This window comes from Streptomyces sp. NPDC001480 (assembly GCF_042894725.1).
Taxonomy (GTDB): Bacteria; Actinomycetota; Actinomycetes; order Streptomycetales; family Streptomycetaceae; genus Streptomyces.
The window spans coordinates 404971-430202 of sequence record NZ_JBIAVX010000007.1; the positions used below are offsets into that span (position 1 = coordinate 404971).

Below are 25232 nucleotides of genomic sequence, written 5' to 3' on the forward strand. Positions count from 1 at the left end.
CGTGTTGACGGGAAGTGTTCATGCCAAGACTTTTGACGCCTCAACAGGATCGATTTCGTATGGTCCCTGCCCGTTTGTTTATGTTCGGCACGGTGACACACAGATGACCTTCAAGCGTCACCCCAGGCCATGTTTAAAGCCGGACAAGATGCCGCACGAGCGGCCGTCGCATCTTGACGGCCCCCTCGGGGCTGCGCGACATTGAAGCCCGGCATCCGGCGCTTCGGGGGGCAAAGTCGCCAATGCAGAACATACGTATGAACATGCGCATCAAGTCAGCCGCGGCGGACGGCATCGAGCGTGCGCGACAAGGGCCGGGGAGGGACCTGTCGCCGCTGCTCGCGGGGGCCGCCACGACCGTGGGCGGGGTCGGCGCACTGCTCGCGCTCACCGGCTCGCACTGGTTCCTGCGCGGCCCGTGCGTGCTGTTCTTCCTGCTCGCGGCCCCGGCCGCGGCCATCGCGGCGGCGCTGCGCGGACTGGATCCGTTCGGCCGCTCGCTCACCTCGGTGGCCGGTGCGGTGGCCGTGAACATGCTGGTGGCGCAGGGCATGCTGGCCGTGCACCGCTGGTCGGTGCGCGGTGGGGTCGTCGCCGTGACCGCGCTCAGCCTCCTCCTTCTCCTGCTGGTCCTGCCGCGGCTGCCGCGCGGCAGGACGGCGAGAAGACAGGGCGTGTGACGTGGACATCAGGGTGTACCGCCCCGGTGAACTGAGCGCCGCCGACCGGGCGGCCTGGACCGCGATGCAGGCCAAGGCCCATCTGCACGGGGCCCCCGAACTGGCGAACCCGTTCCTGTCCCCGGAGTTCGCGCTCGCCGTGGGCCGGGTCAGACGCGGCGTGCGGATCGCGGTGGTCCACGAGGACGGCGAGCCCGCCGCCTTCTTCCCGTACCAGAGATCCGCCACCGGCGTCGGCCGGGCCGTCGGTCTCGGCGTCTCGGACTGCCAGGGCCTGGTGCACCGGCCCGGCTTCACCTGGGACGCCCATGAGTTACTGCGGGCCTGCGGGCTCGCGCTGTGGGAGTTCGACCATCTGGTCCAGGGCCAGCGGCCGTTCGAGGCCTCGGCCTCCGGCAGCTTCCCGTCCCCGGTCGTGGACGTCGACCAGGGCTACGAGGCCTACCTGGGCCGACTACGCGCCCACTCCCCCAAGTTCACCCGGAGCACGCTCGCCAAGGAGCGCAAACTCGGCCGGGACGCGGGCACCGTACGTTACGTCCACGACGAGCGCGACCCCGAGGTCCTGAACACGCTGATGGCGTGGAAGTCCGCGCAGTACCGCCGGACGGGGCGCAGCGACCGCTTCGCGCACGAGTGGATCACCCGGCTGGTGACCCGGCTCTTCCACACCCGCTCCGAACCGTTCGCCGGGATCCTGTCGGTGCTGTACGCGGACGGCCGGCCGGTCGCCGCCCACTTCGGGCTGCGCACCGAACGGATACTGGCGTGCTGGTTCCCGGCGTACGACCCGGCGTTCGCGAAGTACTCACCGGGGCTGGTCCTGCACCTGCGGATGGCCGAGGCGGCCGCCGCGGACGGCATCGCCTATCTCGATCTCGGCCGGGGCCAGAAGGAATACAAGGACTCCCTGAAGACACGCGAAATCACCGTGTCGGAAGGGTGGGTGACGAGACGTCACCCGATGGCGGTCGGGCACCGGGCGCGGCGCGCCCCGGTCCGGGCGCTGCGCAACACGGTGATGTCGCGGCCGGAACTGTTCGAACCGGCGGACAGAATTCTCAAACGGATGGGAAAGATCCGTTCGAGACACATGTAATGACTAAACCAACAAAAACGTGAGGCTTCGGTCCAGGCCTTGCCATACGGGTTCAATCGTCAATACCGTCAGACATCTCACCCGCATCGGTCCGTCGACAACGGCTCCAGGGGAGGGCTCAGGGCCACGACGTTCCGGCGCGGGGCGCGGTAGGGGGGTGCCGTGCTCGGTGACCGCACTGGGTGACCGAGCCGTGCCGCGCGACCGGCTGCCGTTCTGCGGCGGGCCGGCCAGCTTTTGCCAGCTCACCCGTGTGCTCGGAGATCCGTTCGCCGTGCCGTGAGTGAGAACCCCCCTTTCGAACCGGACACAGAGCGGGCCGCCCGGGGGCGGGCGGCCCACCGGACGAGAGGGACAGCCAGCCATGAGTTCCGTTCTCCACCCGCCCAATCCGGGCGGCAATCCAGGCAAAGAGCCTTTCATCGCCACCACGTACCGGCCCGTCTCCTCTCACCTGGCCATCGCGCCGCCGGTGAGCGTGGTGATTCCCGCCATGAACGAGGCGGAGAACCTCCCGTACGTCTTCAAGACGCTGCCGGACTGGATCCACGAGGTCGTTCTCGTGGACGGCAATTCCACGGACGACACCGTGGAGGTCGCACGCGGACTGTGGCCGAAGGTCAAGGTCGTCGAACAGCGGGGCAAGGGCAAGGGGGATGCCCTGATCACCGGGTTCGAGGCGTGCACCGGCGACATCATCGTGATGGTCGACGCGGACGGCTCCGCCGACGGGCAGGAGATCGTCAGCTACGTGTCCGCGCTGGTCTCCGGCGCGGACTTCGCCAAGGGTTCGCGCTTCGCCAACGGCGGCGGCACGGACGACATGACCTTCATCCGCAAGCTCGGCAACCGGGTGCTGTGCGCGGTCGTCAACCGCAAGTTCGGCGCGCGCTACACCGACCTCTGCTACGGGTACAACGCGTTCTGGCGGCACTGCCTGGACAAGATCGAACTCGACTGCACCGGCTTCGAGGTCGAGACCCTGATGAACATCCGGGTGGTCAAGGCGGGGCTGAAGGTGCAGGAGATCCCCAGCCACGAGTACCTCCGCATCCACGGCACGAGCAATCTGCGGGCCGTCCGGGACGGGCTGCGGGTGCTCAGGGTGATCCTGCGGGAGCGCTCCAACCGCCGTGCCCTGCGCCGTATGGCCGCACACCACTCGCCGATCCTGAACACCGGGCAAGGTGAGGCGTCTTGAGCGGTCCCGACATCTCCGTCGTGATCTGCGTGTACACCGAGGACCGCTGGGAGGACATCCTCGCGGCGGTCTCCTCGGTGCGCGCGCAGTCGTATCCGGCGCTGGAGACGCTCCTGGTCGTCGACCACAATCCGGTGCTCCTGGACCGGCTGGCCGGCGAGTACAAGGAGGCCGGTGACGGGGCCGGTGCCGTGCGGGTGCTCGCCAACGCGGGCCCCCGCGGCCTGTCCGCGGGCCGCAACACCGGCATTGCCGCCTCCCACGGCGAGGTGATCGCCTTCCTCGACGACGACGCCGTGGCCGAGCGGGACTGGCTGCGGCGGTTCGCCGAGGGGTACGCCGATCCCCGGGTGATGGCCGTCGGCGGCCGCACGGAGCCGGTGTGGGCGTCGGGGCGGCGCCCCGCCTGGTTCCCGGAGGAGTTCGACTGGGTGGTCGGCTGCACCTACCGGGGTCTGCCCGCCGGGCGGGTCCGGGTACGCAACGTCCTGGGCGGAAACGCTTCTTTCCGGCGTACGGCCTTCGACGCGGCGGGCGGCTTCGCCACCGGCATCGGCCGGGACGGCGACCGGCGCCCGCTGGGCTGCGAGGAGACCGAGCTGTGCATCCGGCTCAGCCGTGCCCGGCCCGACGCGATCCTGCTGATCGACGACCGTGCGGTGATCCACCACCGGGTGCCCGGGGCGCGCGAGCACTTCGCCTACTTCCGCACCCGCGCCTACGCCGAGGGCCTCTCCAAGGCCCTGGTCGCCCGCAGCGTCGGCGCGGACAAGGGGCTGGAGTCCGAACGCCGGTACACCACCCGGGTGCTGCCCGCGGGCCTCGCCCGTGGCCTGCGGGACGCCCTGCTGGCCCGCCCCGGCGGCGCGGGCCGGGCGGGCGCGATCGTCGCCGGAGTACTCACGGCGGCGGGCGGCTACGCGGTGGGCAGCGTACGCGCCCGGCGCGGCCGCATGACGTTCTCCGTACCTCCGGCCGAGCCGGAACCCGCCGGGCGGGCGGGGACGGAGACGGGCTCGCGAGCGGCGGCGGGACCCGTCCCGCAGGGGGCCGCGGAACGGATCGCACCGGCAGGCACGGAAGGCGCCACGCCGAGCGGACCCGACCCGGAAGGCCCGCGCACGCCGCGGGCGCCGACGCCGGTCGTACCGGCACGGACGACGCCCCTGCCGGAGGCACCTCCGCGGCCGGCGGCCACAACGGCCACACCGCAACCACCCCTGGCGGGCCACCGGCCGAGTACGGCACCCGCGCCGCAGGCGTCCCCGTCGGACGAGGGGGCGGGCTCGTGAAGGACAGGGACAGGGACAGGGCCGTGCCGATCCTCATGTATCACTCGGTCGCGACCGCGCCGAACGACGCCACCCGGGACCTGTCGGTCGCACCGGAGGCGTTCGTGGAGCAGATGGCGATGGTCGCTGACCTGGGGCTCACCCCGGTCGGTACGGCCGAGCTGGCGGCGGGTTGGCGGTCGGGGCGGCCGCTGCCCGCGCGCCCGGTGCTGGTCACCTTCGACGACGGCTACGAGGGCGTCCACCGGCACGCGCTGCCCGTGCTCGCCGAGCACGGCTTCGCGGCCACGCTGTTCGTCTCGACGGGCTGGATCCGGGGCGCGTACGACACCGGGGGCGGTCTGGACACCATGCTGGACTGGGACCAGGTGCGGGACCTCGCGGGCGCGGGCGTGGAGATCGGGGGGCACAGCCACACCCATCCGCAGCTCGACCAGCTCGACGACGACACGCTGCGGTCCGAGCTGGTCCGCTGCAAGGAGCTCGTCGCCGACGAACTGGGCACGGTGCCCGCCTCCTTCGCCTACCCGTACGGCTACTCCAGCCGCCGGGTGCGCCGGGCCGTGCGCGCCGCCGGGTTCACCCAGGCCCTCGCCGTCGGCAACGCGCTCGCCCGCCGCCGCCAGGGCCCGTACGCGTTGCGGCGCGTCACCGTGCGCCGCGGCACGGACGCGGAGGAGTTCGCGCGGCTGCTCGAAGGCCGTTCGATCGCCCGCACCTTCGCCCGGGACCGTGCCCTCACCAAGGGGTACGCCGTTGTCCGCAGAGCCCGCCAGGTCCGCCGGAAGGCCATCCGCTGCCGTGTCTGACACGACCACCACCGAGGCCGCGACCACCGCCACCGAGGCGCCCGGGCAGCCGGGGCGCCGGCTCCGCCTGCCCGGGCGCGGCCGGTCCCCGGGCGGCAGCCAGCTGTTCCGCAACGCCTACGCGCTGATGCTGAACACCGGCATCTCCGCGGTCCTGGGCCTGGGCTACTGGCTGGTGGCCGCCCGCTACTACTCCGAGTCCGCCGTGGGCCAGGGCTCGGCCGCGATCGCCGCGATGAAACTCCTCGCCGGGCTGACCGCGGTGACCCTGACGGGCGCCCTGGCCCGGTTCATCCCGGTGTCGGGGCGCTCCACCGGACGCCTCGTCGCCCGTACGTACCTGGCGAGTTCGGTCGTCGTGGCGTTCGCGGCCGGGGTCTTCCTGCTGACCCTCGACACCTGGGGGCCGTCGTACCGGTTCCTGCACGGGACCGTGAAGGGCCTCGGCTTCATCATGGCCATCGCCGCCTGGAACCTGCTCACCCTCCAGGACGGCGTGCTGACCGGTCTGCGCAGCGCGCCCTGGGTGCCGGTCGGCAACACGGTGTTCTCCGCGGTGAAGCTGGCGCTGCTGGTCGGGCTCGCCGCCACGATGCCGACGACCGGTGTCTTCGTCTCCTGGGTGCTGGCCATCGCCACCTCCGTGGTGCCGCTCGGCCTGCTGGTGTTCCGGCGGCTGGTCCCCCGGCACATCAAGGCGACCGAGGAGCACGCCCGGCCGCCCTCGGTGAAGGAGATCGGCAGGTTCCTCGCCGGGGACTACACCGGCTCGCTGTTCTCCCTCGCCGTGGTCTACCTGGTCCCGGTGATCATCGCCGCGCAGGTCAGCTCCGAGAACAACGCGTACTTCTACATCACCACCACCATCGGCGGCACGGTCAACCTGCTCGCCATCAACATGGGCGCGTCCCTGACCGTCGAGGGCTCGCACGAACCGGGGCGGCTGGCCGCCAACACCCGGGCGGCGCTGAAGCGGATGGCGCGGATCATGCTGCCGATCTGCGGACTGCTGTTCCTCGGAGCGCCGTGGATCCTCGGTGTGTTCGGCGCGGGGTACGCGCACGCGGCGACCCCGCTGTTGCGCTGGTTCGCGGTCGGCGCGCTGCTGCGCGTGGTGATGGAGACGTACTTCGCGGTGCTGCGCGCACAGAGCCGTACCGCCGGACTGGCCTGGCTGCAAGGGCTGTTGTGCGTGCTGGTGCTCGGGCTGACGCTGCTGCTGCTCCCCCGCATGGGCCTCACCGGTGCGGGCGTGGCCGAGATCTCCTCTCTCGCGGTGATCGTGGCGATCGCGGCGCCGAAGCTGTTCAGGACCGTCAGGGCCGCGCCGGACACCGTCCCCGAGACGGCCGCGCCGGACGGGGACCTCGCCGACCTGGGGGCGCGCGAGGTGCCCGCGACGTCCGAGCCGCGTCGGCGGGGACCGGCCTGGGCGCTGGACGGCGACACCCTCGCGCTCGGCATCCACGTCGACTTCGACCACCAGGAACGCCGCCCCGACGTGCGCCCCGGACCGGGCACCCCGCCGGCCGGGGTGCCGCTGCCACGGGAGTGGGAGAGGGAGCCCGGCACGGAGGCGTCACTGGGCCCCGCGGAGGCCTCGCTGCTGAGGGAGATCGAGACCGAGGTGGCCGTACCGGTACCGCCGCCGCCACCGCTGTCGCTCCGGGAACGTCTCCTGCCCACCCGCACCGGTGTGCTCCTCGGCTCCCTGCTGGTCGCCGCGCTCCTGCTGTACTGGGTGCCGGCGCTGCGGCTCGACGAGGCCGACCTGGACGGGACGGGCGGGCTCGGCCTGGTCTCCGTACTGCCGCTGCCGACGCTGGCCGGCGCGGCACTGCTGGTCGTGGTGTTCGCCGCGCTGCTCCGGCCGGCCCGCGAGCACCGGGCGCTGCTGCTGGTGACGCTGCTGGCGACGGTGGTGTCCCTGCACGCGCTGCCCGCCGTGATCGAGACCGAGCCGCGGTTCGCGACGGCCTGGCAGCACCTGGGGTTCATCGACTACGTCGACCGCACCGGGTCGGCCGTACCGGACCTGGACGCCCGCTGGAGCTGGCCGGGTTTCTTCGCGGCGGCCGCGTTCATCGGCCGGGCCTGCGGCGTCACCGACTTCACGGAGATCATCCGCTGGTGGCCGACGGCCATCCAACTCGCCTACCTGGCCCCGATGTTCCTGCTGACCCGCTCGCTGCGGGCGAGCTGGCGGGCCAAGTGGACCGGTGTGTGGGTCTTCGTGCTCAGTGGCTGGGTCGGCCAGGACTACTTCTCCCCGCAGGGCTTCACCTATCTGCTGTACCTCGTGTTCGTGGCGGTCCTCCTGGTCTGGTTCCGCGCCCCGCACGCGCTGTGGGGCAGGTTCCGCCCCGGCGAGGCGGAGGTCGAGCCGGCCGGCCGGCGGCAGCGGGCCGTACTGCTCATGGTGCTGATCGGCCTGTACGCGGCGAGCGTCCCCGCGCACCAGCTCACCCCGTTCGTGATGCTCGGTGTGCTCGCGGCGCTGGTGCTGATCGGCAAGTCGGAACTGCGCGGGCTGCCCATGCTGTTCGCGGTGCTGGTCGCGGTGTGGGTCGGTTTCATGGCCGAGCCGTACTGGTCCGGGCACTTCGACGAGCTGTTCGGCGGGGTCGGCGGGGTCGGCAGCAATGTGTCGACGTCCGTGTCCGGTCGTATCCAGGGCGGCGATCCCACGCACAAGCTGGTCCTGTACGCGCGGGTGCTGCTGGCCGGCGGGGTGCTGGCGTTCGCCTGCCTCGGCTGGGTGCGCCGCCGCTGGAACAGGTACCGCGAGCGGTCGCTGCTGGTGCTCACCTTCGTGCCGTTCCTGGGCTTCGGCATGCAGTCGTACGGCGGTGAGATGGCCCTGCGCGTCTTCATGTTCGCCCTGCCCGGCGCCGGTCTGCTGGCCGGTCTCGCCCTCTTCCCGCGCACCGGCGCCACCGCGGGGGAACGGGAGAAGGACCGGGGCCGCCTGGCCCCGCTCGCGGCGCTGTTGGCGGGTCTGCTGCTCATGGGCGGCTTCCTGGTGGCCCGCTGGGGCAACGAGGCGTTCGAACGGATCCGGCCGGGCGAGGTCGCGGCCATGGACTACGTCTACGCCCACGACCGGCCGACGGTGCGCCTGCTGTGGCTGAGCAACGACACGGTGAACAACGTGACCCCGGCGATGCCGTGGGGCGCGAAGGACATGGAGCGGGTGAACTACGTGCCGACACTGGCACCGACCGATCCGGTGCTGGTGTCGGGACTGGTCAAGGCGCTCAAGGACGCGGGACCCCACTCCTATCTGATGATCAACGAGAGTCAGGTCACGTACTTGCGGATGGACGTGGGCTACCCGGCGGGCTGGGAGTCCCGGCTGGTCCGCAACCTCGACGACCGGCAGGAGCTGACGAGGGTCCTGGCCAACGACGACGTGACCATGTACGCGCTGCGCGAGCAGCCCGCCGGCAAGGTGCCGAAGCCGGATCCCGGGCCGATCGGGCCGCAGGTGACCTGGACCCCGTGGTCGGTGGTCGGCGCGCTCGCCGCCGTCGCACTGATGCTGCTGCTCACCGCGCGTGAGACGGTCCGGGTCGCGGTGCGGCCCGGGGTGCGGCAACTTCGTTTGCTACAGGGCAGTTTCTGGTTCTCGCTGCCGCTGCTCGCGGTGCTGCTGGCCTCGCTGGTGCAGCGGTTCACGACGATGAAGTGACGGTGAGGTCAGGCGCGTGGCTCGTCCGTTCACCGGGCGAGCCACTTCACCTCGTACGCCCGCATGTCGAACCGCTTCCCGTCCACCTTCGCGCTGATCGACCGGTCCAGGGTGTTGACCACCAGGACGGTCTTGCCGGTGGCGAGGACGCGCACGTTGGGGACGTCGTCCGGGGCGACGGAGACGGTCTCGTACCTGCTGCCGGGCGGGAAGGCCTGCCCGAACCGCTCGACGAGGTCGTACATGGGAAGCTCCGCGCCGCCGGCCGGGGTGTCGGTCGGCGTCCACAGGCAGCCGGGGCAGCCGGTTCCCTTCTCCTCCTCCGGGTTCCAGTAGAAGCCGGAGTCGGCGCCGCCCCTGACCATGGCGATCATGCCGGTGGCCTGGACGGCGACCCGGTGCTGTTCGGACCAGCCCGAGCGGTCGTCGTCGCCGTCGGCGGGTTCGACGTAGTACTCGGCCCACCACAGCGGCAGGTCGTGGGTCTGCCGCCGCACCCACTCGCTCACGGCGGTGAGTTTGCCGGTCGCCGCGAACTCGTTCGGCAGCAGGTCGTCGTCCTTGGTGTAGCTGGAGCCGTCGACCACCACGAAGTCGGCGCCGGCCTTGTGCGCGTTCCAGTAGCCGAAGGCGTCCAGGACCCGCTGGTCCATGGCGCCCCAGGGGCCCCGCAGTGCGGTGGAGGCGTCCTGCTTCTGGCGGGGATCGACGCTGTCCATGACGAGGTACGGGCCGCCGACCATGATGTCCGCGTCCACCTTCTTCAGCGCCTTGTAGACCAGGTTGTACAGCCGGGTGTACCCCTCGTAGTCCCAGCGGCGCTCGGCGTTGTTCCAGAAGCCCTTGAACTCGTTCCAGACGATGAAGTGGCGTACGTCCGGATAGCGCCGGGCGACGGTCGCGGCGAGGTCGGCGAAGTCCTGGTAGTGGGCGGGTGTCGGGGCGGTCTCCAGGGCGGACCGGCTCCAGTCGGTGTTCCCGACGCCCGCGTTGCCGCCCTTCATCCAGTCCGGTGAGCAGCACAGTGTGATCACCGGGGTGCCGCCGGAGGCGCGGACGAAGTCGATGCGCCGGTCCATCGCCGTGAAGTCGTAACGGCCCTTGACCGGTTCGGGGTTGTCGGCGCCCCAGCCCATGATGTGCTGGTTCTGCGGCAGCCCGCCGTTGTGCGCGAGCCGCTGCGCCACGCGCTTCGTCGCCGCGCCGCTGCCCTCGTCGGCGCTGTACTGGGTGTGGGTGAAGCCCCAGCCCACATACGGCTCCGGCCGCTTCGCCGAAGTGGCCGGAGTGCCGTGCACCTTGTCCCCGTCGCGCGAGGTCCCCGCGGTGCTTCCGCCGCCGGGAAGCGTGTTGATCAGGGTCACCACCAGGGCCAGAGCGGCCACGCCCACACCGAGCAGAGCGGTGAGCCGCCACCGCCGAGAATCAGAATTCCACCCATGACGTCCCATCAAGGACAACAGTAGGAGGAGAAAGGGCTCCGGGGGGAGATATCCCGCGGAGCACCGATTTGTAACAGGACGGAGGGGGCGGCGCGGTGGAAACCGGGTGCGCCGGGCGGTCCCGTGCCGGATCATGGCGGCATGTCTGCGAACCCACACGACGCTCTGCCGATCCGGCTCAACGTCGACGACTCCGACTCGCCGTCCGACGTCGTCGACGCGCTGTTCCTCGGCCGCTTCGCGACGGGCGAGCAGCCGTACGCGCACGCCGCCAACATCGACCGCGTCCGCTCGGGCGTGACCCTGCTGCCGCGCGACGCCCGCGTCCTGCGCGTCGCCCGCGACGACGACCGCAGCGCGACCCTCGCCGAGGGTGACGGCTGGACGCTGCTGGTCTCCCGCTGGAACCGGGGCGCGGACGTCACGGTGACGGCGACCAGCGCCGACCTCGCGGCGAAGGTGCTGAACGAGGCGACGGACGGCGCGGCCGACGAGCCCGAGCCGCAGCCGGAGAACGTGACGATGGGCTTCTGGTACGTCTCCCCCAGGCGCGGCCCGCACCGCACCACCCGGCAGATCTCCGCGGGTACCTGGGAGGAGATCCGCGCCAACTACACCGCGCCGGTGGCCGAGGCGATGGACCACCTGATGAAGACCACCCCCGAGGACATCGCGGGCCGCCTGCTGCTGCTCCACGGCCCGCCCGGCACCGGCAAGACCTCGGCGCTGCGCACCCTCGCCCGCTCCTGGCGGGACTGGTGCCAGGTGGACTGCGTGCTCGACCCGGAGCGGCTCTTCTCCGACGTCGGCTATCTGATGGACATCGCGATCGGCGAGGAGGACGCTGCGGGCAAGGGCCGTTGGCGGCTGCTCCTGCTGGAGGACTGCGACGAGCTGATCCGCGGCGAGGCCAAGCACACGGCCGGCCAGGCGTTGTCCAGGCTGCTGAACCTGACCGACGGCCTGCTCGGGCAGGGCCGCAACGTCCTGGTGGGCGTCACCACCAACGAGGACCTGGAGCGCCTCCACCCGGCGGTGGTCCGGCCCGGCCGCTGCCTCGCCCGTATCGAGGTCGGCAGGCTGACCCGCCCGGAGGCGGTGGCCTGGCTCGGCGGTGAGGCCGGCGCCCAGGAGGATGCCTTGGGCCGGGACGGGGCGACGCTGGCGGAGTTGTACGCGCTGCGCCGGGGCACGTCACCGACGTCGGTGCCGGGGGCCCGGGACGGGGCGGACGCGGGGCTGTATCTGTAGTGCTTTGATGGACGTATGACCCTGTTCGTCGGCACCTCGGGGTGGCAGTACAAGGACTGGCGGGACCTCGTCTACCCGGCCGGGGTCCCGACGCGGCTGTGGCTGGAGGAGTACACACGGCTCTTCGCCACGGTGGAGATCAACAACGCGTTCTACCGGCTGCCGTCGCGGGAGACCTTCGAGTCCTGGCGGGACCGGGTGCCGACGGACTTCGTGGTCGCGGTCAAGGCCAGCCGCTACCTCACCCACATCAAGCGGCTGAAGGACCCCGAGGAGCCGGTGCACCGCCTGATGTCCCACGCGGCGGGCCTCGGTGACCGCCTGGGTCCGGTCCTGCTCCAACTCCCGCCGACCCTGCGCGCCGACCCGGACCTGCTGGACGCCTGCCTCGCCCGCTTCCCCTCCGGGACGCGGGTCGCGGTGGAGCCGCGCCACGACTCCTGGTGGACGCCCGAGGTCCGCCGCGTACTGGAGTCCCGGGGCGCAGCCCTGTGCTGGGCCGACGTCCTGGCCCGCCCGGTGACCCCGCTCTGGCGTACCGCCGACTGGGGGTACGTCCGTTTCCACCAGGGCCGCGCCCAGCCGTGGCCACGCTACGGCCGGCGCTCCCTGGAGACATGGGTCGACCGCATCGCCACCACCTGGTCCACGGCCGACGACGTCTACGCCTACTTCAACAACGACCCGGGCGGCGCGGCGGTGGCCGACGCGGTGACCTTCGGCAAGGCGGCGACGAAGGCGGGCCTGACGGTGACCCGCACGCCGGAGCGACCGGCGCTCAGCCGGCACTGAACGCCCCGGCATGTGGAGTCCGCCGCAACGGCGCTCAGCCACGACGCCGCCTCCCGGCGGTGCCGGACTCCCCCAAGTCCCACTCACTCCCCATAAGCCGCCCGCAGGGCGTCCCGCACGGCGGCCGAAGCCGCGGCCTCGTCCAGCCCCAGCCGCCGCACCCGCTCCACGTAGGCCTGAGCAGCCGACGCAGCTTCCCGAACGGCAGCCGAGCCGGCGGCAGCCACGAACGTTCCGTTGCGGCCCCGCGTCTCGATCACCCCGTCCGTCTCCAGCGCCCGGTAGGCCTTGGCCACCGTGTTCACCGCGAGCCCCAGCGACTCGGCCAGCCCGCGCACGGTCGGCAGCCGGTATCCCACCGGCAGTTCACCGGACCTGGCCTGCTCGGAGATCTGCGCCCGCACCTGCTCGTACGGCGGCGCGCTGTCGTCGATGTGGATCTTCAAGGTCACGGGCCGATTCTCTCGTACCCGCCGGAAAATGAGAGGCATCCGGGCATGGCCGCCGCATACCGTGCGGCTCCATGACAGTGATCGTGCGCGACCTGCGTCCCGATGTCCGGGCCGACGCCGAGGGCTTCGCCCTCGTCCGGCGGCTCGGGCTCCCCTTCTTCCTCGTCACCCCCGAGTCCATCGCCTACGACCTCACCCACGCGCACCCCGACGGCCACTACCGCCCGCTCGTCGCCGAGGAGGACGGCGAGATCATCGGCACGGCCCAGGTCGGCATCGTGCACGACAGTCCGGAGCCCGGTGTGGGCTACGTGAACGTGTACACCCACCCCGGCCGGATGCGCCGCGGCGCGGGCTCGCTCCTGGTCCGTGCGGCCGAGGAGCACCTGGCCGAGCGCGGGGCGAAGAAGCTGTTCGCATGGGTGCTGGACGAGCCCGGCAGCCGCGCCTTCGCCGAGCGGCACGGCTATCGCCCCAGCCGCTTCGCGCACTTCCTCCGGCTGGACCTGGCGAACGGCACCCTGCCGCCGCTCGCGGAACTCCCGCCGGGCGTCGAGCTCCGTACCGCGGCCGACTTCGCGGACGACCCGCGTCCGCTGTTCGAGCTGGACGCCGAGACGATGTCCGACGAGCCGAGCGACATCGCCTACGAGTTCACCGACTACGAGGCCTGGCTCGAAGAGACCTGGAACCACCCGCTCATCAGCCGCGAACTGACCTCGGTGGCCGTGGTGGAGGGCCGCCCCGCCGCCTTCAGCGTGGCCCGCACGGACGGCGGCGCCCGCTACGGCACCGTCATGACCGGCACCGCGCGCGCCTTCCGCGGCCGGGGCCTGGCCAAGCTGGCCAAGAACGACTCCCTGCACCGGGCCCGCGCGGCCGGACTCACCGAGGCGTTCACCGGCAACGACGCGGGGAACGGCCCGATGCTGGCGATCAACAAGTGGTTCGGGTACGAGGTCTGCGCGACGGAGGTGCGGCATGTCCGCGAACTCGGCTGACGCGGCAGCGGTGGTGGAGGTCGTCCTCGTCAAGGGCGGCCGGACGAAGATCCGTTACGCGGGCGAGCTCATCGGGGACGACGGCACCCGGCTCGCCGTACGGGCTCCCTGGGCGGGCGCCGGGGTCCGCGACTTCGGCTTCGTGCGCTTCGAGCCCGGTGACGTCTTCACCGAGTACTACTGGCGTGACCGCTGGTACGCGGTGAAGGAGGTCCGTGCCGCGGACGGTGGCGTGAAGGGCTGGTACTGCGACATCACCCGCCCGGCGGTCGTCTCCGGGACGGAGCTGGTCGTCGAGGACCTCGACCTGGACCTGTGGCGCTCCGCCGACGGCCGTGACGTACGGCGGCTGGACGAGGACGAGTTCGCCGGGAGCGGACTGGCCCAGCGGGATCCGCGAGCCGCCGAGGCGGCCTTGGCCGCGCTCGACGAACTGGAGGTCCTGGCCCGCGGGGGCGGCTTCGACGCCCTGCTGGCCTGAGGCCCGCCTGGGGCTCACAGCGTCGCCACCACCGCGTACCGCTCGTCGTCGACGTCCTTCCCCCACAGTGCCGTGTCGTCCGACAGCCGCTCCACGCGCACCTGTCCGGCGATCGGCTCCAGCAGACCGACGAGCCGGTCCACGGCTATGCCGACCGGGGAGACCGTCCCCCACACTCCCTCCACCAGCACGAACCGTCCCCCCGGCCGCAGCAGTCCGCGCCAGTGCCGCAGCACGCGGGACGGGTCTGGCAGCGCCCACAGCACGTGCCGCACCAGCACGACGTCGAAGCGCTGCTCCCCGACCGGGGGTGCCGCCGCATCACCGAGCAGGAACACCGCGTCACGGCCGGCCAGCTTGGCGCGGGCCAGCTCCACCATCGGCGCGGACAGGTCGACACCGGTGACGCGGTGCCCCCGCTCGGCGGCGAGCAGCGAGAGGCTGCCGGTGCCGCAGCCGAGGTCCAGGACATCGGCGGGGCGGCCCGGGAGCCACGTCCCGAGCCGGGCCGCCCAGGCGGCACGGACCCGCGGGTCGCGCAGACCGTGGTCCGGCTCCTCGTCGAAGCCGGCGGCCTCGGCATCCCAGTCGACACGCACCGCGCTCGCGTCATCACTCTTGTTTGCCATGCCCCAAGCGTGACACCCGCCACTGACATCCGAATCGTGACAGCCGCCACTGACAGACCCCGACCGATGAGGAACTCTCCCCGAAAGGGTCTACCTCCGTGACAACACGGAACTCGGTAGGCACTGAAGGAGGCCGCCATGCGCCGCGTAACCGTGCACAAGCCCCTGACGAGGCCCGACACCCGCCGCGTCCGCGACGAGTCCGAGGAGCGCCCCGCGGGCCGCCCCGAGGTGCGCAAGGACATCGCCCGTACCTGGTGGCCGGACGGCTGACCCGGCGCCTACCTGAGCGCAGCCTCAGTGCTTCCTTAACGCGAGCATAAAGATCGCCAGAACCCGCTTGCGGCGGGCGATTTCACGGTTCCGTGGGGTTAGTTTCGGATCACCCCACGGGACCTGTCCGGCGGCTCAGGCCGGACAAGCCCCGGCGGTGGTCAGCTGAACGCCGACGCGCAGGTCGTGGCTGTGGCGTGGGCGGGGTCGAGGGCGTTGGCGACCTCGTGGAAGGCGATGCGGTCGAAGAGTGCGATCGCCACGTGTTCGGAGAGGTCGAGCGAGCACAGGTCCTGCAGCAGGACGTTGGTGACGTCCGGGCCGCTCAGGTACTGGCTGCGCCAGGGCGTGGCCACCTCGTCGTACTTGGTGGCGATGACCGTGTACCGCACTCCGGGGACGGTGTCGCCGCCCGCGTTGAGCTTGGTGAGGAAGTCGGACCCGGGCATCTGGTCCGCGAGGCCGGGGGTGGTGGCCTTGATCAGGTCCGCGGCGCCGGGGAAGTACGGCAGCAGGTTGGTGAGGCCGCTCAGTGTGGCGCCGTGGTTGTCGGGGGCGAGGCCGACGAGGGCGTTCACCTTGGCGGCTCCGCCGAGGAACTTGAGGTAGTAGCGGGGCATCATGCCGCCCTGCGAGTGGCCGACGAGGTCGGCCTTGGCCGCGCCGGTCGCGGCGAGCACCTTGTCGACGAAGGCGGAGAGCTGCCCTGCCGACTGGTCGATGGGGCCGAGCCCGTAGAAGACGGGGACGCCGGGCAGCTGTCCGTAGTCGAGGGAGTAGACGCAGTACCCGCGGTGCTCCAGGTACGGCGCGAGGGACAGCCAGTTGTCGATGGAGTTGCCCAGCGTGCCGTGGACCAGGACGACGGGGCGGGGGTGGGCGGCGGACGGCTGGCAGGAGTAGTCGTTCCAGCCGCTGGTCGGGTTGGTCGAGGCATGGGCGGTGGCGGCGGGGACGACGGCGACGGCGGCGGTCAGGAGCAGTGCGGCCAGGGGTCTGAGTGCTCGCTTCCAGGGCAGCATCGGGTGATCTCCTTGCGGCTCAAGGGAGTTCGACGGCCTTACGCCCTGTGATCCGGATCACGGGATGCTGTTCACTCGTCAAGTTACGTACGAGTAGCAGTTGTGTGAAGTTACGCGTCAGTAAAAACTTCCAGTGATAGTCGGCGGTCCACTCCACCTCAAGTGGGCCGTCACCAGGCAGGCCTGATCGGACCGTAGGGCGCGATACGCCCCAGACGATCACGCAACACGCGAACCTCGCCCTCCCCCAGCAGTTCGGCCCACTCACCCACGACCTCGGCCGCCGCCGCCTCCGCCGCCCGGGTGCAGGCCCACCCCAGCTCGGTCAGCACGACCAGCCGCGCCCGCGCGTCCCCCGGATGCGGCCGCCGTTCGGCGTACCCCTTGGCCACGATCTCCTCGACGAGCTGACTCGCGGCCTGCTTGGTGACCCCGAGGTGCACGGCGAGCTCGGTGACCGTCGCCCCGTCCGGGGCGAGCCGGGCGAAGGCGAAGCCGTGCGCGGGCCGCATCCCCTCGAAACCCCGGGCCACCACACCGTCGTTGATGCGTCGTGTGAGCTCGCCGGCAGCGGCGAGGAGGGCGGCGGACAGGGCCATGGCTTCGGAGTTCTGCACGGAGGAATTGAAACACCCTTGACGAGATGGTCAAGCAGCTTGACCATTGAACGTATAGTCAACCTACTTGACCAGTTCCGATCCGGAGGACATCCATGCCCGTCATCCGCTCGTCCGAGGCCACAACTCACGAGATCCACGGCGCACGCTTCGTCTCGTACGCCAACCCGCTCACCGGCAGCAAGGAACTGTGCGCCTGGCGCGGGGAGATCCCGGCGGGGACGAAGGCGCCCGCCCACACCGTCAACCGCGAGGAGATCTTCCACCTGCTCATCGGCGAACTGCTCATCACGCTCGACGGCCGCACCGAGCGGATCACGGCCGGCGACACCGCGATCGTCAACCCCGGCGCGACCCTCTCCCTCGAGAACCCCACCGAGCACACCGCGATCTCCTGGGTCACCACCTCCGTCGGGCTGGAGGCCGAGCTGGCCGACGGCACCCGCATCACGCCGCCCTGGGCCAACTGACCGCCAGCGCCCCCGGCATCACCGCCCGGGGTCCGAACTTGGCTCGCGCGCGGTCCGCGACCTCCTCGATGCGGCGGACCTTCTCGTCCACGGGGTCGAAGGTGAGCTGGTGGGACGCCTGGTCGGCGGGGGTGAGGCCCTCGGCGCGCAGGGTGAGGGAGCGGACCCGGGCGCGCTGGAGGCCGAGGGCCTCGTACATGCCGTACGCCGTCCTGGTCAGCGCCGCGGAGTGCGCGGTCGGCTCCTTGAGGGTGCGGCTGCGGGTCGTCGAGGTGCGGTCGGCGTAGCGCACGGTGAGGGTCAGGGTGTGGCAGACCTTCTCCAGGGCGCGCAGCCGGGCGCCCAGTTCGTCGGCGGCGGACAGGAGCGCCCCGCGGTGACGGTCGGGGTCCAGCTCGTCCAGCCGGAAGGGGCGTTCGGCGGCCAGCGACCGTGAGACCGCGTTCGGGACCACCCGGCCGCGGTCGATCCCGTTCGCCTTCTCGTGCAGGTCACGGGCCGCCTTCGCGCCGACCAGCCGCTGGAGCGTGGACAGGGGTGCGGTGGCGACCCGGCCCAGGGTGTCGAGACCGTACTCGCACAGGGTGCGGGCGGTGGCGGTGCCGACGCCGGGCAGCGCGGCCACGGGGCGGTCGGCGAGGAACTCCCTGACGGTGTCCTGGTCCGCGGGGACCGCGCGGGTCGTCCCGGGCCGTGCCTCGCGCAGTGCCATGCGGGCCAGCAGCGGGCCCGGCCCGGCGCCGATCACACAGTCGACGCCGTACAGCGCGAGGGCCCGGACCCGGATCACCGCCGCCAGCTCGACGGCGTCCCGCCCGAAGTAGCGCTCCGCGCCGCGCAGATCGGCGAGGGCGCCGTCCGGCGGCAGGGCCTCGACGACCGGGGTGAACTCCTCGATCAGGCCGAGCAGCTCCGGCAGGGCCGCCTCGTGCGTCGGCGGCAGCTGGAAACGTACGCAGAGAATCGTCATCCCGCACTCCCCGGACTCTGGTGCCACAGCTTCTTCCCACCCGCCGGGCCCTCGCCCGCGGGACGCAGATCGGCCCAGGGGTGCATCTCGTACCCCGTGGGCATGCGGATCGTCCGGCCCCCGGCCGGGTCCCCCCGGCGCTGCGGAACAACGGGTTCCGCCAGCCGTGCCGCCACCTCGTCGAGGCCGCCCTCGGCACGCAGTTCGACCAGCTCGGCCAGGTTCCAGACCGCCGAGCCCACCACGCTGAGGCTGCGCGGGCCGCGCCGCTGCACCACTCCGCGCACCAACAACAGCCAGGAGTGGAAGACGGTGTGCGCGCAGGCGTCGTGGGAGTCGTCGAAGAAGGCCAGGTCGACCAGGCCCGTGCCGTCGTCCAGCGTGGTGAAGACGACCCGCTTGCCGGACCGGATCGGCGGGGTCTGGGTGGCCGCCTTGGCGCCCGCGACCAGCACCGTCTCGCCGTGCCGCGCCTCGCGCAGCCGGCGTGCCGAGACCACGCCCAGCTCCTGGAGGAACTCCCGGTGGTCGTCCATCAGATTGCGCGAGGCGTCCATGGACAGCACGCCCAGCTCGGCGCTGAGCCGTTCCTCCGAGGTGAGGTCGGGCAGCCCGGCCGGGGCGGTCTTCCGCCCGCCGGCCAGGGGCAGTTGGCCGCCACCCGCGCCCCGGGCGCCCCGGTGCAGCTCGGACAGGTGCAGTTGCAGGTCGCGGCGGTTGGCGCCGAAGGCGTCCAGCGCGCCGACCTGGGCCAGCCGCTGGGCCAGCGGCCGGCTCGGACGGGCCCGCTCCCAGAAGTCCAGCAGCGAGGCGTACGGCTGCCCGTCGGCGATCCGCGCCGCCTCCGCCTCGCTGATGCCGTGCACGTCGGAGAGGGCCAACCGCAGTCCCCACACCCCTGATTCAGACACTAGTTCGATCCGATGGGCGACCCCCGACACGTTCACGTCCAGCGGCAGCACCGGCACCCCGCGCCGCCGCGCGTCCGCCAGCAGCAGCCGCTTGGGGTACATCCCGGGGTCGTGCGTGAGCAGTCCCGCGTAGAAGGCGGCCGGGTGATGCGCCTTCAGCCAGGCGGACTGGTACGTCGGTACGGCGAAGGCGACCGCGTGCGCCTTGCAGAAGCCGTAGGAGCCGAAGGCCTCGATGATCTCCCAGGTGCGCTGAATCGTTTCCGCGTCATAGCCGTTCGCCGCCGCGTGCTGCGCGAACCAGAACCTGATCCGCCCCTGCGACTCCGGATCCGACAGCCCGCGCCGCACCCGGTCCGCCTCGCCGCGCCCGCAGCCGGTCATGATGTCGACGATGTCGATGATCTGCTCGTGGAAGACGACGACCCCGTACGTCTCCTTCAGCGGCCGCTCCAGGTCCGGGTGCGGACAGCGGACGGGCGCCCGCCCGTGCCGGGCCTCGATGAACGGCCGCACCATGTCGGCGGCGACCGGACCGGGCCGGAAGAGGGAGATGTCGACGACGAGATCGTGGAAGGTCGCCGGCTGGAGGCGCCCCACCAGGTCCCGCTGGCCCGGCGACTCGATCTGGAAGCAGCCCAGCGTCTCGGTGGAGCGGATGAGCCCGTACGTCGCCGGGTCGCCGGGCGGCACGGCGTCCAGGTCGACCTCGGCGCCCGTCGCCCGCTTCACCTCCGCGACCGCGTGCGCCATCGCCGACTGCATCCGCACGCCCAGCACGTCCAGCTTGAGCAGGCCGAGGTCCTCCACGTCGTCCTTGTCGAACTGCGACATCGGGAAGCCCTCGCCGCTGGTCGGCATGACCGGCGTACGGGCCAGCAGGGAGGCGTCGGAGAGGAGCACCCCACAGGGGTGCATGGCGACTCCGCGCGGGAGGGCGTCGAGGGCCTCGACCAGCTCCCACAGCTTCCCGTACTTCTCCCGCTCCCCCGCCAGTTCCCTGAGCTCGGGCAGCTCGTCCAGGGCCGCGCGGGCGTCGCGTGCCCGGATGTGCGGGAAGGACTTGGCCACGCGGTCGATCTCGGCCGGGTCCATGGACAGGGCCGCGCCCACGTCCCGGATCGCGTGGCGGACCCGGTACGTCTCCGGCATCGCGACCGTCGCGACCCGCTCGCCGCCGAACCGGCCGATGATCGCCCGGTAGACCTCGAGGCGGCGCGCGGACTCCACGTCGATGTCGATGTCCGGCAGCACGACCCGCTCCTTGGACAGGAAGCGTTCCATCAGCAGGCCGTGCTCGACCGGATCGGCGTGCGCGATGCCGAGCAGGTGGTTGACCAGGGAGCCCGCGCCGGAACCGCGCGCGGCGACCCGGATGCCCATCTCCCGCACGTCGTCCACCACTCGGGCGACGGTCAGGAAGTACGAGGCGAACCCGTGGTGGGCGATGATGTCCAGCTCCCGGTGCATCCGCTCCCAGTAGGCGCGCCGGGTGTCGTAGCCGCGCAGCACCATGCCCGCCGCCGCCCGCGAGGCCAGCGCCCGCTGGGCGGTGCGGCGGCCGGCGCCGACCAGGTGCGGCTCGGGGAAGTGGACGGTGCCGATGCCGAGGTCGTCCTCGGGGTCGACCAGGCACTCCGCGGCCGTCGCCCGGGTCTGCTCCAGCAGGCGGTGGGCGGCCTCGCGCCGGTAGCCCGCGGCCTCCACGACCCGCTCGGCCACGCGCAGCATCGCCTCCGCGTCCTTCAGCCAGGCCTCCCCGGAGTCCAGCTCCTTGGTGGGGTCGACGGGGACCAGGCGGCGGGCGGCGTCCAGGACGTCGGCGACCGGGCCCTGGCCGGGGTCGGCGTACCGGACGGCGTTGCTGAGCACCGGCCGGATCCGCTGCTCGGCGGCGAAGCCGACGGTGCGGGCGGCCAGGCGCAGGGAGCCGGGGCCGGTGCCCTCGCGGCCGTGCCAGACGGCCTCCAGGCGCAGGGCGTCACCATAGACCTCGCGCCAGGGCACGAGGAGCTTCGCGGCCCGGTCGGGACGGCCCGCGGCGAGGGCGCGGCCGACGTCGGAGGCGGGGCCGAGCAGGACGGTCAGACCGTCGGCGTGGTTGTCGGGCCAGGGCAGCAGCGGGGTGCCCTCGGCGGTGTGGGCGGCGGTGACCAGTCGGCACAGGCCGGCCCAGCCACGGGCCCCGTCCCGGGCGAGGAAGGTCACGCGGGGTGTCGACTCGTCGATGAAGGCACCGCCGCGGACGGGCGTACGACGGCGCTCCGTCGACACGGCGGCGTCCCGGCGCCCGGCACCGTCCCGCCCCGCCCGCTCTTCCGGTTCCCCCACCGCGAGCTCCACGCCGAACAGCGGGCGGACGCCCGCCTTGGCGCAGGCCTTGGCGAAGCGGACCGTGCCGGCGAGGGTGTCGCGGTCGGTGAGGGCGAGGGCGTCCATGCCCCGTCCGGCGGCGCGCTCGGCCAGCCGCTCCGGGTGCGAGGCGCCGTAGCGCGGGGAGAACCCGGAGACGGTGTGCAGATGCGTGAAACCCGGCACACGCACCTCCCGCACTGGTGAGCCCCGACCGGCTCTCGAACATCAGTTCCCTACTCCCACCCCCACCATACCCCTATCCCCGAACAAGTGTGCGACATACGTTCCGGCGCGTCCCACCTGCGCAAACACGGAAAGTCCCGCCCCTCGCGCGGGGCGGGACTTCCGGAGGCCATGTGCTCGGCGGATCAGCCGTGCCGGTGCGCTCGGGGAGCAGCCGAGCCGGCGCACCAGGTGATCAGCCGATCTGGGCGCCCGTGGCCGACAGCGCCTCCGTGACCGGCTGGAAGAACGTCTCGCCACCGGCGGTGCAGTCGCCGCTGCCGCCGGAGGTCAGGCCGATCGCGTTGCTGCCCGAGAAGAGCGAGCCGCCGCTGTCACCGGGCTCGGCGCACACGTCGGTCTGGATGAGGCCGCTGACGGTGCCCTCCGAGTAGTTCACCGTGGCGTTCAGACCGGTGACCGTGCCGGAGTGCACCTGGGTGGTCGAGCCGCTGCGGGTGACCTTCATGCCGACGGTGGCCTCGGCCGCGCCGGTGATCTTCTGGGCGGAGCCGTTGTAGAGGTCGACCTCGCTCGGGTGGTCGGTGCCCGAGGTGTACTTCACCAGGCCGTAGTCGTTGCCCGGGAAGCTGGACCGCTCGTTCTTCCCGATCACGGTGCCGGAGGAGTCCGACCAGGTGGAGATGGCATCGGTGCAGTGCCCCGCGGTCAGGAAGTACGGCTGTCCGCCCTTGACCACGTTGAAGCCGAGCGAGCAGCGCCCGCCCGAGCCGGTGATCGCGTCGCCGCCCGCCAGGAAGGGCTTGTACTCCCCGGCGCTCCGCTTGAGTTCGGCCGTGCCGCCGAGTCCGTCGACCACCTTGGTGAGCTTGGCCCACCGCGCCCCGGAGACCGTTCTGTCGGCCGTGACGACGACCTTGTTGCTGACCGGGTCGGTGGCCCAGGAGGTGCCGGGGATGGTGGCGCCCTGCTTCAGTGTCGTGCGGGCGCCGTCGAGTTCGGCGAGGGAGTTCGCGACGACTCTGGCCTTGGCGCCGGCCGCCTCGACGGTTTCGGCGGCGGTCTCGTCGAGCACGTTCACGACGAGACTCTTCGCCTTCGCGTCGTAGTACGTGCCCGCGGCGTCGGCGCCGAGGTCGCCGACGAGCGTGGTGGCGAGCTTTCCGGCCGCCGGAGCCGAAAGGGTCTGCGGCACGGCGGTCTTCGCGGGCTCGCTGGCGTTCGCACTCTGGAAGGTGACTCCCGCGGCGACCAGTGCGGCGACACCCGCACCCGCCACGACCGCCCGCCTCCCGGGTATGCGTCGGTGCTTCAACTCGCGTCCTCCCGTGGGGGGTCGGCCCGGGGGACGTGGGGAACCCGCGGGCCGGAAGGCTGGTTGACGGGCGCCCACTCTTCCGAACCGCACAGGGAGCACACAAGGTCGACTTCAGGACGCGCGTACCAAGGCGCCGCGCGCCCCCTTCCTCCCCGACCGCACACCACCACCCATGGCCGCCCGGAGAAATTCGCACTGCAAACACTACGTGCGAGTAACTTTCAGCGGACAGTGACATCGAGCCGTGGCTCGTTTTCACCCCTGCCGCATCCCCTGCCGCGCAGGGAAAAGCCCCCGCACGCGGGTTCGCGCGCGGGGGCTCTCCCGGAGCCGCCCCGGAGGGATCGTCAGCCGACGCTCACGCCGTAGGCGCTCAGCGCCTCGGTGACCGGCTGGAAGAAGGTCGTACCGCCGGAGGAGCAGTTGCCGCTGCCGCCGGAGGTCAGACCGTAGGCCACGGAACCCCCGTACAGCGGGCCGCCGCTGTCGCCGCCCTCGGCGCAGACCGTGGTCTGGATCAGGCCGGAGACGATGTCACCGCTGCCGTAGTTGACGGTGGCGTTCAGTGCGGTGACCCGGCCGCTGTGGGTGCCGGTGGTGGAGCCGCGGCGGTACACCGTCGTACCCACGGACGGCGTGGCCGCGCTGGAGATGGTCTGGCTGCCGACCGCGCTCGGGTGCGCGATCGAGGAGTTGGTGTAGCGGACGAGCGCGTAGTCGTTGCCCGGGAAGCTGTAGCTGACGTTCGTGCCCAGGGTCGTGGTGTGACCGGAGTTGCTGTACCAGGTCGAGGCGACCTCACCGCAGTGGCCCGCGGTCAGGAAGTAGTAGGTGCTCCCGCTGTGCACGTTGAAGCCGAGCGAGCAACGGTAGGAGCCGCCGTAGATGGCGTCGCCGCCGGTGATCAGCTTGTTGAACTTGCCGGGCGTGTGCTTGATGGTCAGGGCACCGGCGTTGGCACCCGCCTGCCGCTTGATCTTGGCGATCTCGGCCTGGGAGACGGTGCTGTCGACGGTGACGACGACCCGGTCGGTCTTGCTGTCGACGGCCCAGGCCGTGCCGGGGATGTCCGCCTTGAGCACGGCACCGCTCGCCGTGCCGAGCTGGGCGGTGCTGAAGGTCTGGGCGTCGCTCGCGCTCGCGGTGGGGACGGCGAGCGCGGCCGCGGCCACCAAGCCGGTGGACACGGCGATCAGCCGAGTCCGTCTCGCGATGGGGCTGCGCGGGGTGTTGCGCTTGATCCTCACTTTTCGTTCCCTCCCAGGGGAAGTCGGGGGCCCGCGTGGGGTCGGGGCCCGTGAGGCGCAGCCAGGGGGTGTCAACGCCCGGATTCGGGCATGCCGTGCCCCTGACAAGCGCTGTGGGGGAGTATTCGGCCGAACGGCCGGTAGGCGCAAGGGCGCCTTTCGGCCGTGCGACTGTGTGCGATCCGTGTCGTCCGTGTGTGTTCTTGATGCGATTCAGGCGTTTGACGCCCTGCCAGTTCCCTCCGCAGGACGCCGGGTCAGAGCAGTCGCCGCTCCCCCGCCTCGACGGCGGCGTCCAGCGTGTTCCCCGGGGGCGGGAACGGGCACAGGAAGTGGTCGGCGAAGGCGCACGGCGGCAGCACGGCCCGGTTGAAGTCGACGGTGGTGCGGCCGTCGGCGTCGGGGGCGGCCGGGTACAGGAACCGGAACCGGTGACTGGTGTCGCCGCTGGTGGAGTCGGCGAACACCGCCCACAGCACACCGCTCGCCTGCCGCGCCACCTGGAGCGTCAACTCCCGCCCGTCCAGGGCGAAGGCGAGCTCACCGGCGAGGCCGAGCCCGCGCTCGACCCCGTCCGCGGTCGCGACCCGGACGGTGCGCGTCCCGTCGTACGGCGTGAAGCGCCCGGGCACCGACCAGCGCGGGTCGTACGAGGTGGCCTCGATGCCCCTGAAGTTCCGGCGGCCCTCGGCGTCCGGGTCGTAGTCCCTGACTCCCCAGACCCCTTCACGTATCAGCACGACCAGCCGCCGCCCGCCGAGCGCGACCCGGGACCGCTCCTCCGGCCCGCCGTCGGCGGCCAGCCGTATCGCGCCGGAGAAGGGCCGGCCGTCCACGGTGAGGCCGTCGGCCGCGGTGGCGGTGAGCAGCACCGCGTCACCGTCCACGGCCCAGGTGCCGGGGATGTCCGGAAGTCGCCCTTCCGGATAGTCCTCGATCCAGTGCGTGCCGATGAGCGCGAGCGGCCCGTAGGGCGCCGACACCGCGTCCACACGGTCCGCGTGCCACCGCTTCCAGCCGTCGGATGCGTCCGTCGTCATGTGCTC

At 72.0% G+C, this 25232-nt stretch carries 21 protein-coding genes and 1 pseudogene; 12 read left to right on the forward strand and 10 right to left on the reverse strand.

Annotated elements, in window-relative coordinates; all coding sequences use genetic code 11:
- Positions 1-263: 263 nt before the first annotated feature.
- From ACFY01_RS20010 to ACFY01_RS20035, 6 genes and pseudogenes are all read left to right on the forward strand, one after another.
- Positions 264-680, forward strand: coding sequence for a hypothetical protein (locus tag ACFY01_RS20010; protein WP_390737035.1), 417 nt, complete (start codon positions 264-266; stop codon positions 678-680).
- A gap of 1 nt (position 681) precedes the next feature.
- The gene (locus ACFY01_RS20015; RefSeq protein WP_390737036.1) at positions 682-1779 is read left to right on the forward strand and encodes a GNAT family N-acetyltransferase; all 1098 of its coding nucleotides are present in this window, start codon (positions 682-684) and stop codon (positions 1777-1779) included.
- Between the two features lie 364 nt (positions 1780-2143).
- Positions 2144-2980, forward strand: a complete 837-nt coding sequence (locus tag ACFY01_RS20020) for a glycosyltransferase family 2 protein (protein WP_390737037.1) — start codon at positions 2144-2146, stop codon at positions 2978-2980.
- Positions 2977-3960 (forward strand): annotated as a pseudogene (locus ACFY01_RS20025) (glycosyltransferase); the annotation flags it as partial. The gene ACFY01_RS20020 and the pseudogene ACFY01_RS20025, both read left to right, overlap by 4 nt.
- Before the next feature lie 347 nt (positions 3961-4307).
- Complete coding sequence (locus tag ACFY01_RS20030; protein WP_390737110.1) at positions 4308-5081, forward strand: polysaccharide deacetylase family protein; 774 nt, start codon at positions 4308-4310, stop codon at positions 5079-5081.
- On the forward strand, positions 5074-8772 hold the full coding sequence (locus tag ACFY01_RS20035; RefSeq protein WP_390737038.1) for a lipopolysaccharide biosynthesis protein: 3699 nt from the start codon (positions 5074-5076) through the stop codon (positions 8770-8772). The genes ACFY01_RS20030 and ACFY01_RS20035 overlap by 8 nt, the downstream gene beginning before the upstream one ends.
- A 29-nt stretch (positions 8773-8801) precedes the next feature.
- Here the strand turns inward: ACFY01_RS20035 and ACFY01_RS20040 are convergent, their stop codons facing one another.
- A complete protein-coding gene (locus ACFY01_RS20040) occupies positions 8802-10223 on the reverse strand; it encodes a xylan 1,4-beta-xylosidase (protein ID WP_390737039.1) in 1422 nt (473 codons plus the stop codon).
- A 132-nt stretch (positions 10224-10355) separates the two neighbouring features.
- Here ACFY01_RS20040 and ACFY01_RS20045 point away from each other — a divergent pair, with 132 nt between their 5' ends.
- Complete coding sequence (locus tag ACFY01_RS20045) at positions 10356-11465, forward strand: DUF5925 domain-containing protein (protein ID WP_390737040.1); 1110 nt, start codon at positions 10356-10358, stop codon at positions 11463-11465.
- Between the two features lie 15 nt (positions 11466-11480).
- A complete protein-coding gene (locus ACFY01_RS20050) occupies positions 11481-12257 on the forward strand; it encodes a DUF72 domain-containing protein (RefSeq protein ID WP_390737041.1) in 777 nt (258 codons plus the stop codon).
- An 83-nt stretch (positions 12258-12340) separates the two neighbouring features.
- On the opposite strand, the gene ACFY01_RS20055 is transcribed toward ACFY01_RS20050, so the two are convergent.
- The gene (locus tag ACFY01_RS20055) at positions 12341-12709 is read right to left on the reverse strand and encodes a GntR family transcriptional regulator (RefSeq protein WP_390737042.1); all 369 of its coding nucleotides are present in this window, start codon (positions 12707-12709) and stop codon (positions 12341-12343) included.
- A 71-nt stretch (positions 12710-12780) separates the two neighbouring features.
- Between ACFY01_RS20055 and ACFY01_RS20060 the strand changes: the two genes are divergently transcribed.
- Positions 12781-13710 (forward strand): GNAT family N-acetyltransferase, encoded by a 930-nt coding sequence (locus ACFY01_RS20060; RefSeq protein WP_390737043.1) that lies wholly within the window; start codon positions 12781-12783, stop codon positions 13708-13710.
- Positions 13691-14191 carry a DUF402 domain-containing protein gene (locus ACFY01_RS20065; RefSeq protein ID WP_390737044.1) on the forward strand — a complete coding sequence of 167 codons (501 nt, stop codon included), beginning with the start codon at positions 13691-13693 and terminating at the stop codon, positions 14189-14191. The genes ACFY01_RS20060 and ACFY01_RS20065 overlap by 20 nt, the downstream gene beginning before the upstream one ends.
- Before the next feature lie 14 nt (positions 14192-14205).
- Here ACFY01_RS20065 and ACFY01_RS20070 read toward each other — a convergent pair whose 3' ends face one another.
- On the reverse strand, positions 14206-14820 hold the full coding sequence (locus tag ACFY01_RS20070; protein WP_390737045.1) for a class I SAM-dependent methyltransferase: 615 nt from the start codon (positions 14818-14820) through the stop codon (positions 14206-14208).
- Between the two features lie 138 nt (positions 14821-14958).
- On the opposite strand from ACFY01_RS20070, the gene ACFY01_RS20075 reads away from it, so the two are divergent.
- Positions 14959-15093, forward strand: a complete 135-nt coding sequence (locus ACFY01_RS20075; protein ID WP_390737046.1) for a hypothetical protein — start codon at positions 14959-14961, stop codon at positions 15091-15093.
- A 161-nt stretch (positions 15094-15254) separates the two neighbouring features.
- On the opposite strand, the gene ACFY01_RS20080 is transcribed toward ACFY01_RS20075, so the two are convergent.
- Both ACFY01_RS20080 and ACFY01_RS20085 read right to left on the reverse strand, forming a co-directional pair.
- Positions 15255-16115 (reverse strand): esterase/lipase family protein, encoded by an 861-nt coding sequence (locus tag ACFY01_RS20080; protein WP_390737047.1) that lies wholly within the window; start codon positions 16113-16115, stop codon positions 15255-15257.
- A 170-nt stretch (positions 16116-16285) separates the two neighbouring features.
- On the reverse strand, positions 16286-16732 hold the full coding sequence (locus tag ACFY01_RS20085; RefSeq protein ID WP_390737048.1) for a MarR family winged helix-turn-helix transcriptional regulator: 447 nt from the start codon (positions 16730-16732) through the stop codon (positions 16286-16288).
- A gap of 95 nt (positions 16733-16827) precedes the next feature.
- Between ACFY01_RS20085 and ACFY01_RS20090 the strand changes: the two genes are divergently transcribed.
- Positions 16828-17202, forward strand: coding sequence for a cupin domain-containing protein (locus ACFY01_RS20090; RefSeq protein ID WP_390737049.1), 375 nt, complete (start codon positions 16828-16830; stop codon positions 17200-17202).
- On the opposite strand, the gene ACFY01_RS20095 is transcribed toward ACFY01_RS20090, so the two are convergent.
- From ACFY01_RS20095 to ACFY01_RS20115, 5 genes are all read right to left on the reverse strand, one after another.
- A complete protein-coding gene (locus ACFY01_RS20095) occupies positions 17180-18172 on the reverse strand; it encodes a hypothetical protein (RefSeq protein WP_390737050.1) in 993 nt (330 codons plus the stop codon). The genes ACFY01_RS20090 and ACFY01_RS20095 overlap by 23 nt on opposite strands.
- Entirely contained in the window at positions 18169-21621 is a 3453-nt protein-coding gene (locus ACFY01_RS20100) for a DNA polymerase III subunit alpha (RefSeq protein ID WP_390737051.1), read from the reverse strand. Before ACFY01_RS20100 ends, ACFY01_RS20095 begins: the two co-directional genes overlap by 4 nt.
- A gap of 235 nt (positions 21622-21856) precedes the next feature.
- Positions 21857-22936, reverse strand: a complete 1080-nt coding sequence (locus ACFY01_RS20105) for a S1 family peptidase (protein ID WP_390737052.1) — start codon at positions 22934-22936, stop codon at positions 21857-21859.
- Between the two features lie 350 nt (positions 22937-23286).
- Positions 23287-24186, reverse strand: a complete 900-nt coding sequence (locus ACFY01_RS20110; protein WP_390737053.1) for a S1 family peptidase — start codon at positions 24184-24186, stop codon at positions 23287-23289.
- A gap of 257 nt (positions 24187-24443) precedes the next feature.
- Positions 24444-25226, reverse strand: a complete 783-nt coding sequence (locus ACFY01_RS20115; RefSeq protein ID WP_390737054.1) for a DUF1684 domain-containing protein — start codon at positions 25224-25226, stop codon at positions 24444-24446.
- Positions 25227-25232: the final 6 nt, after the last annotated feature.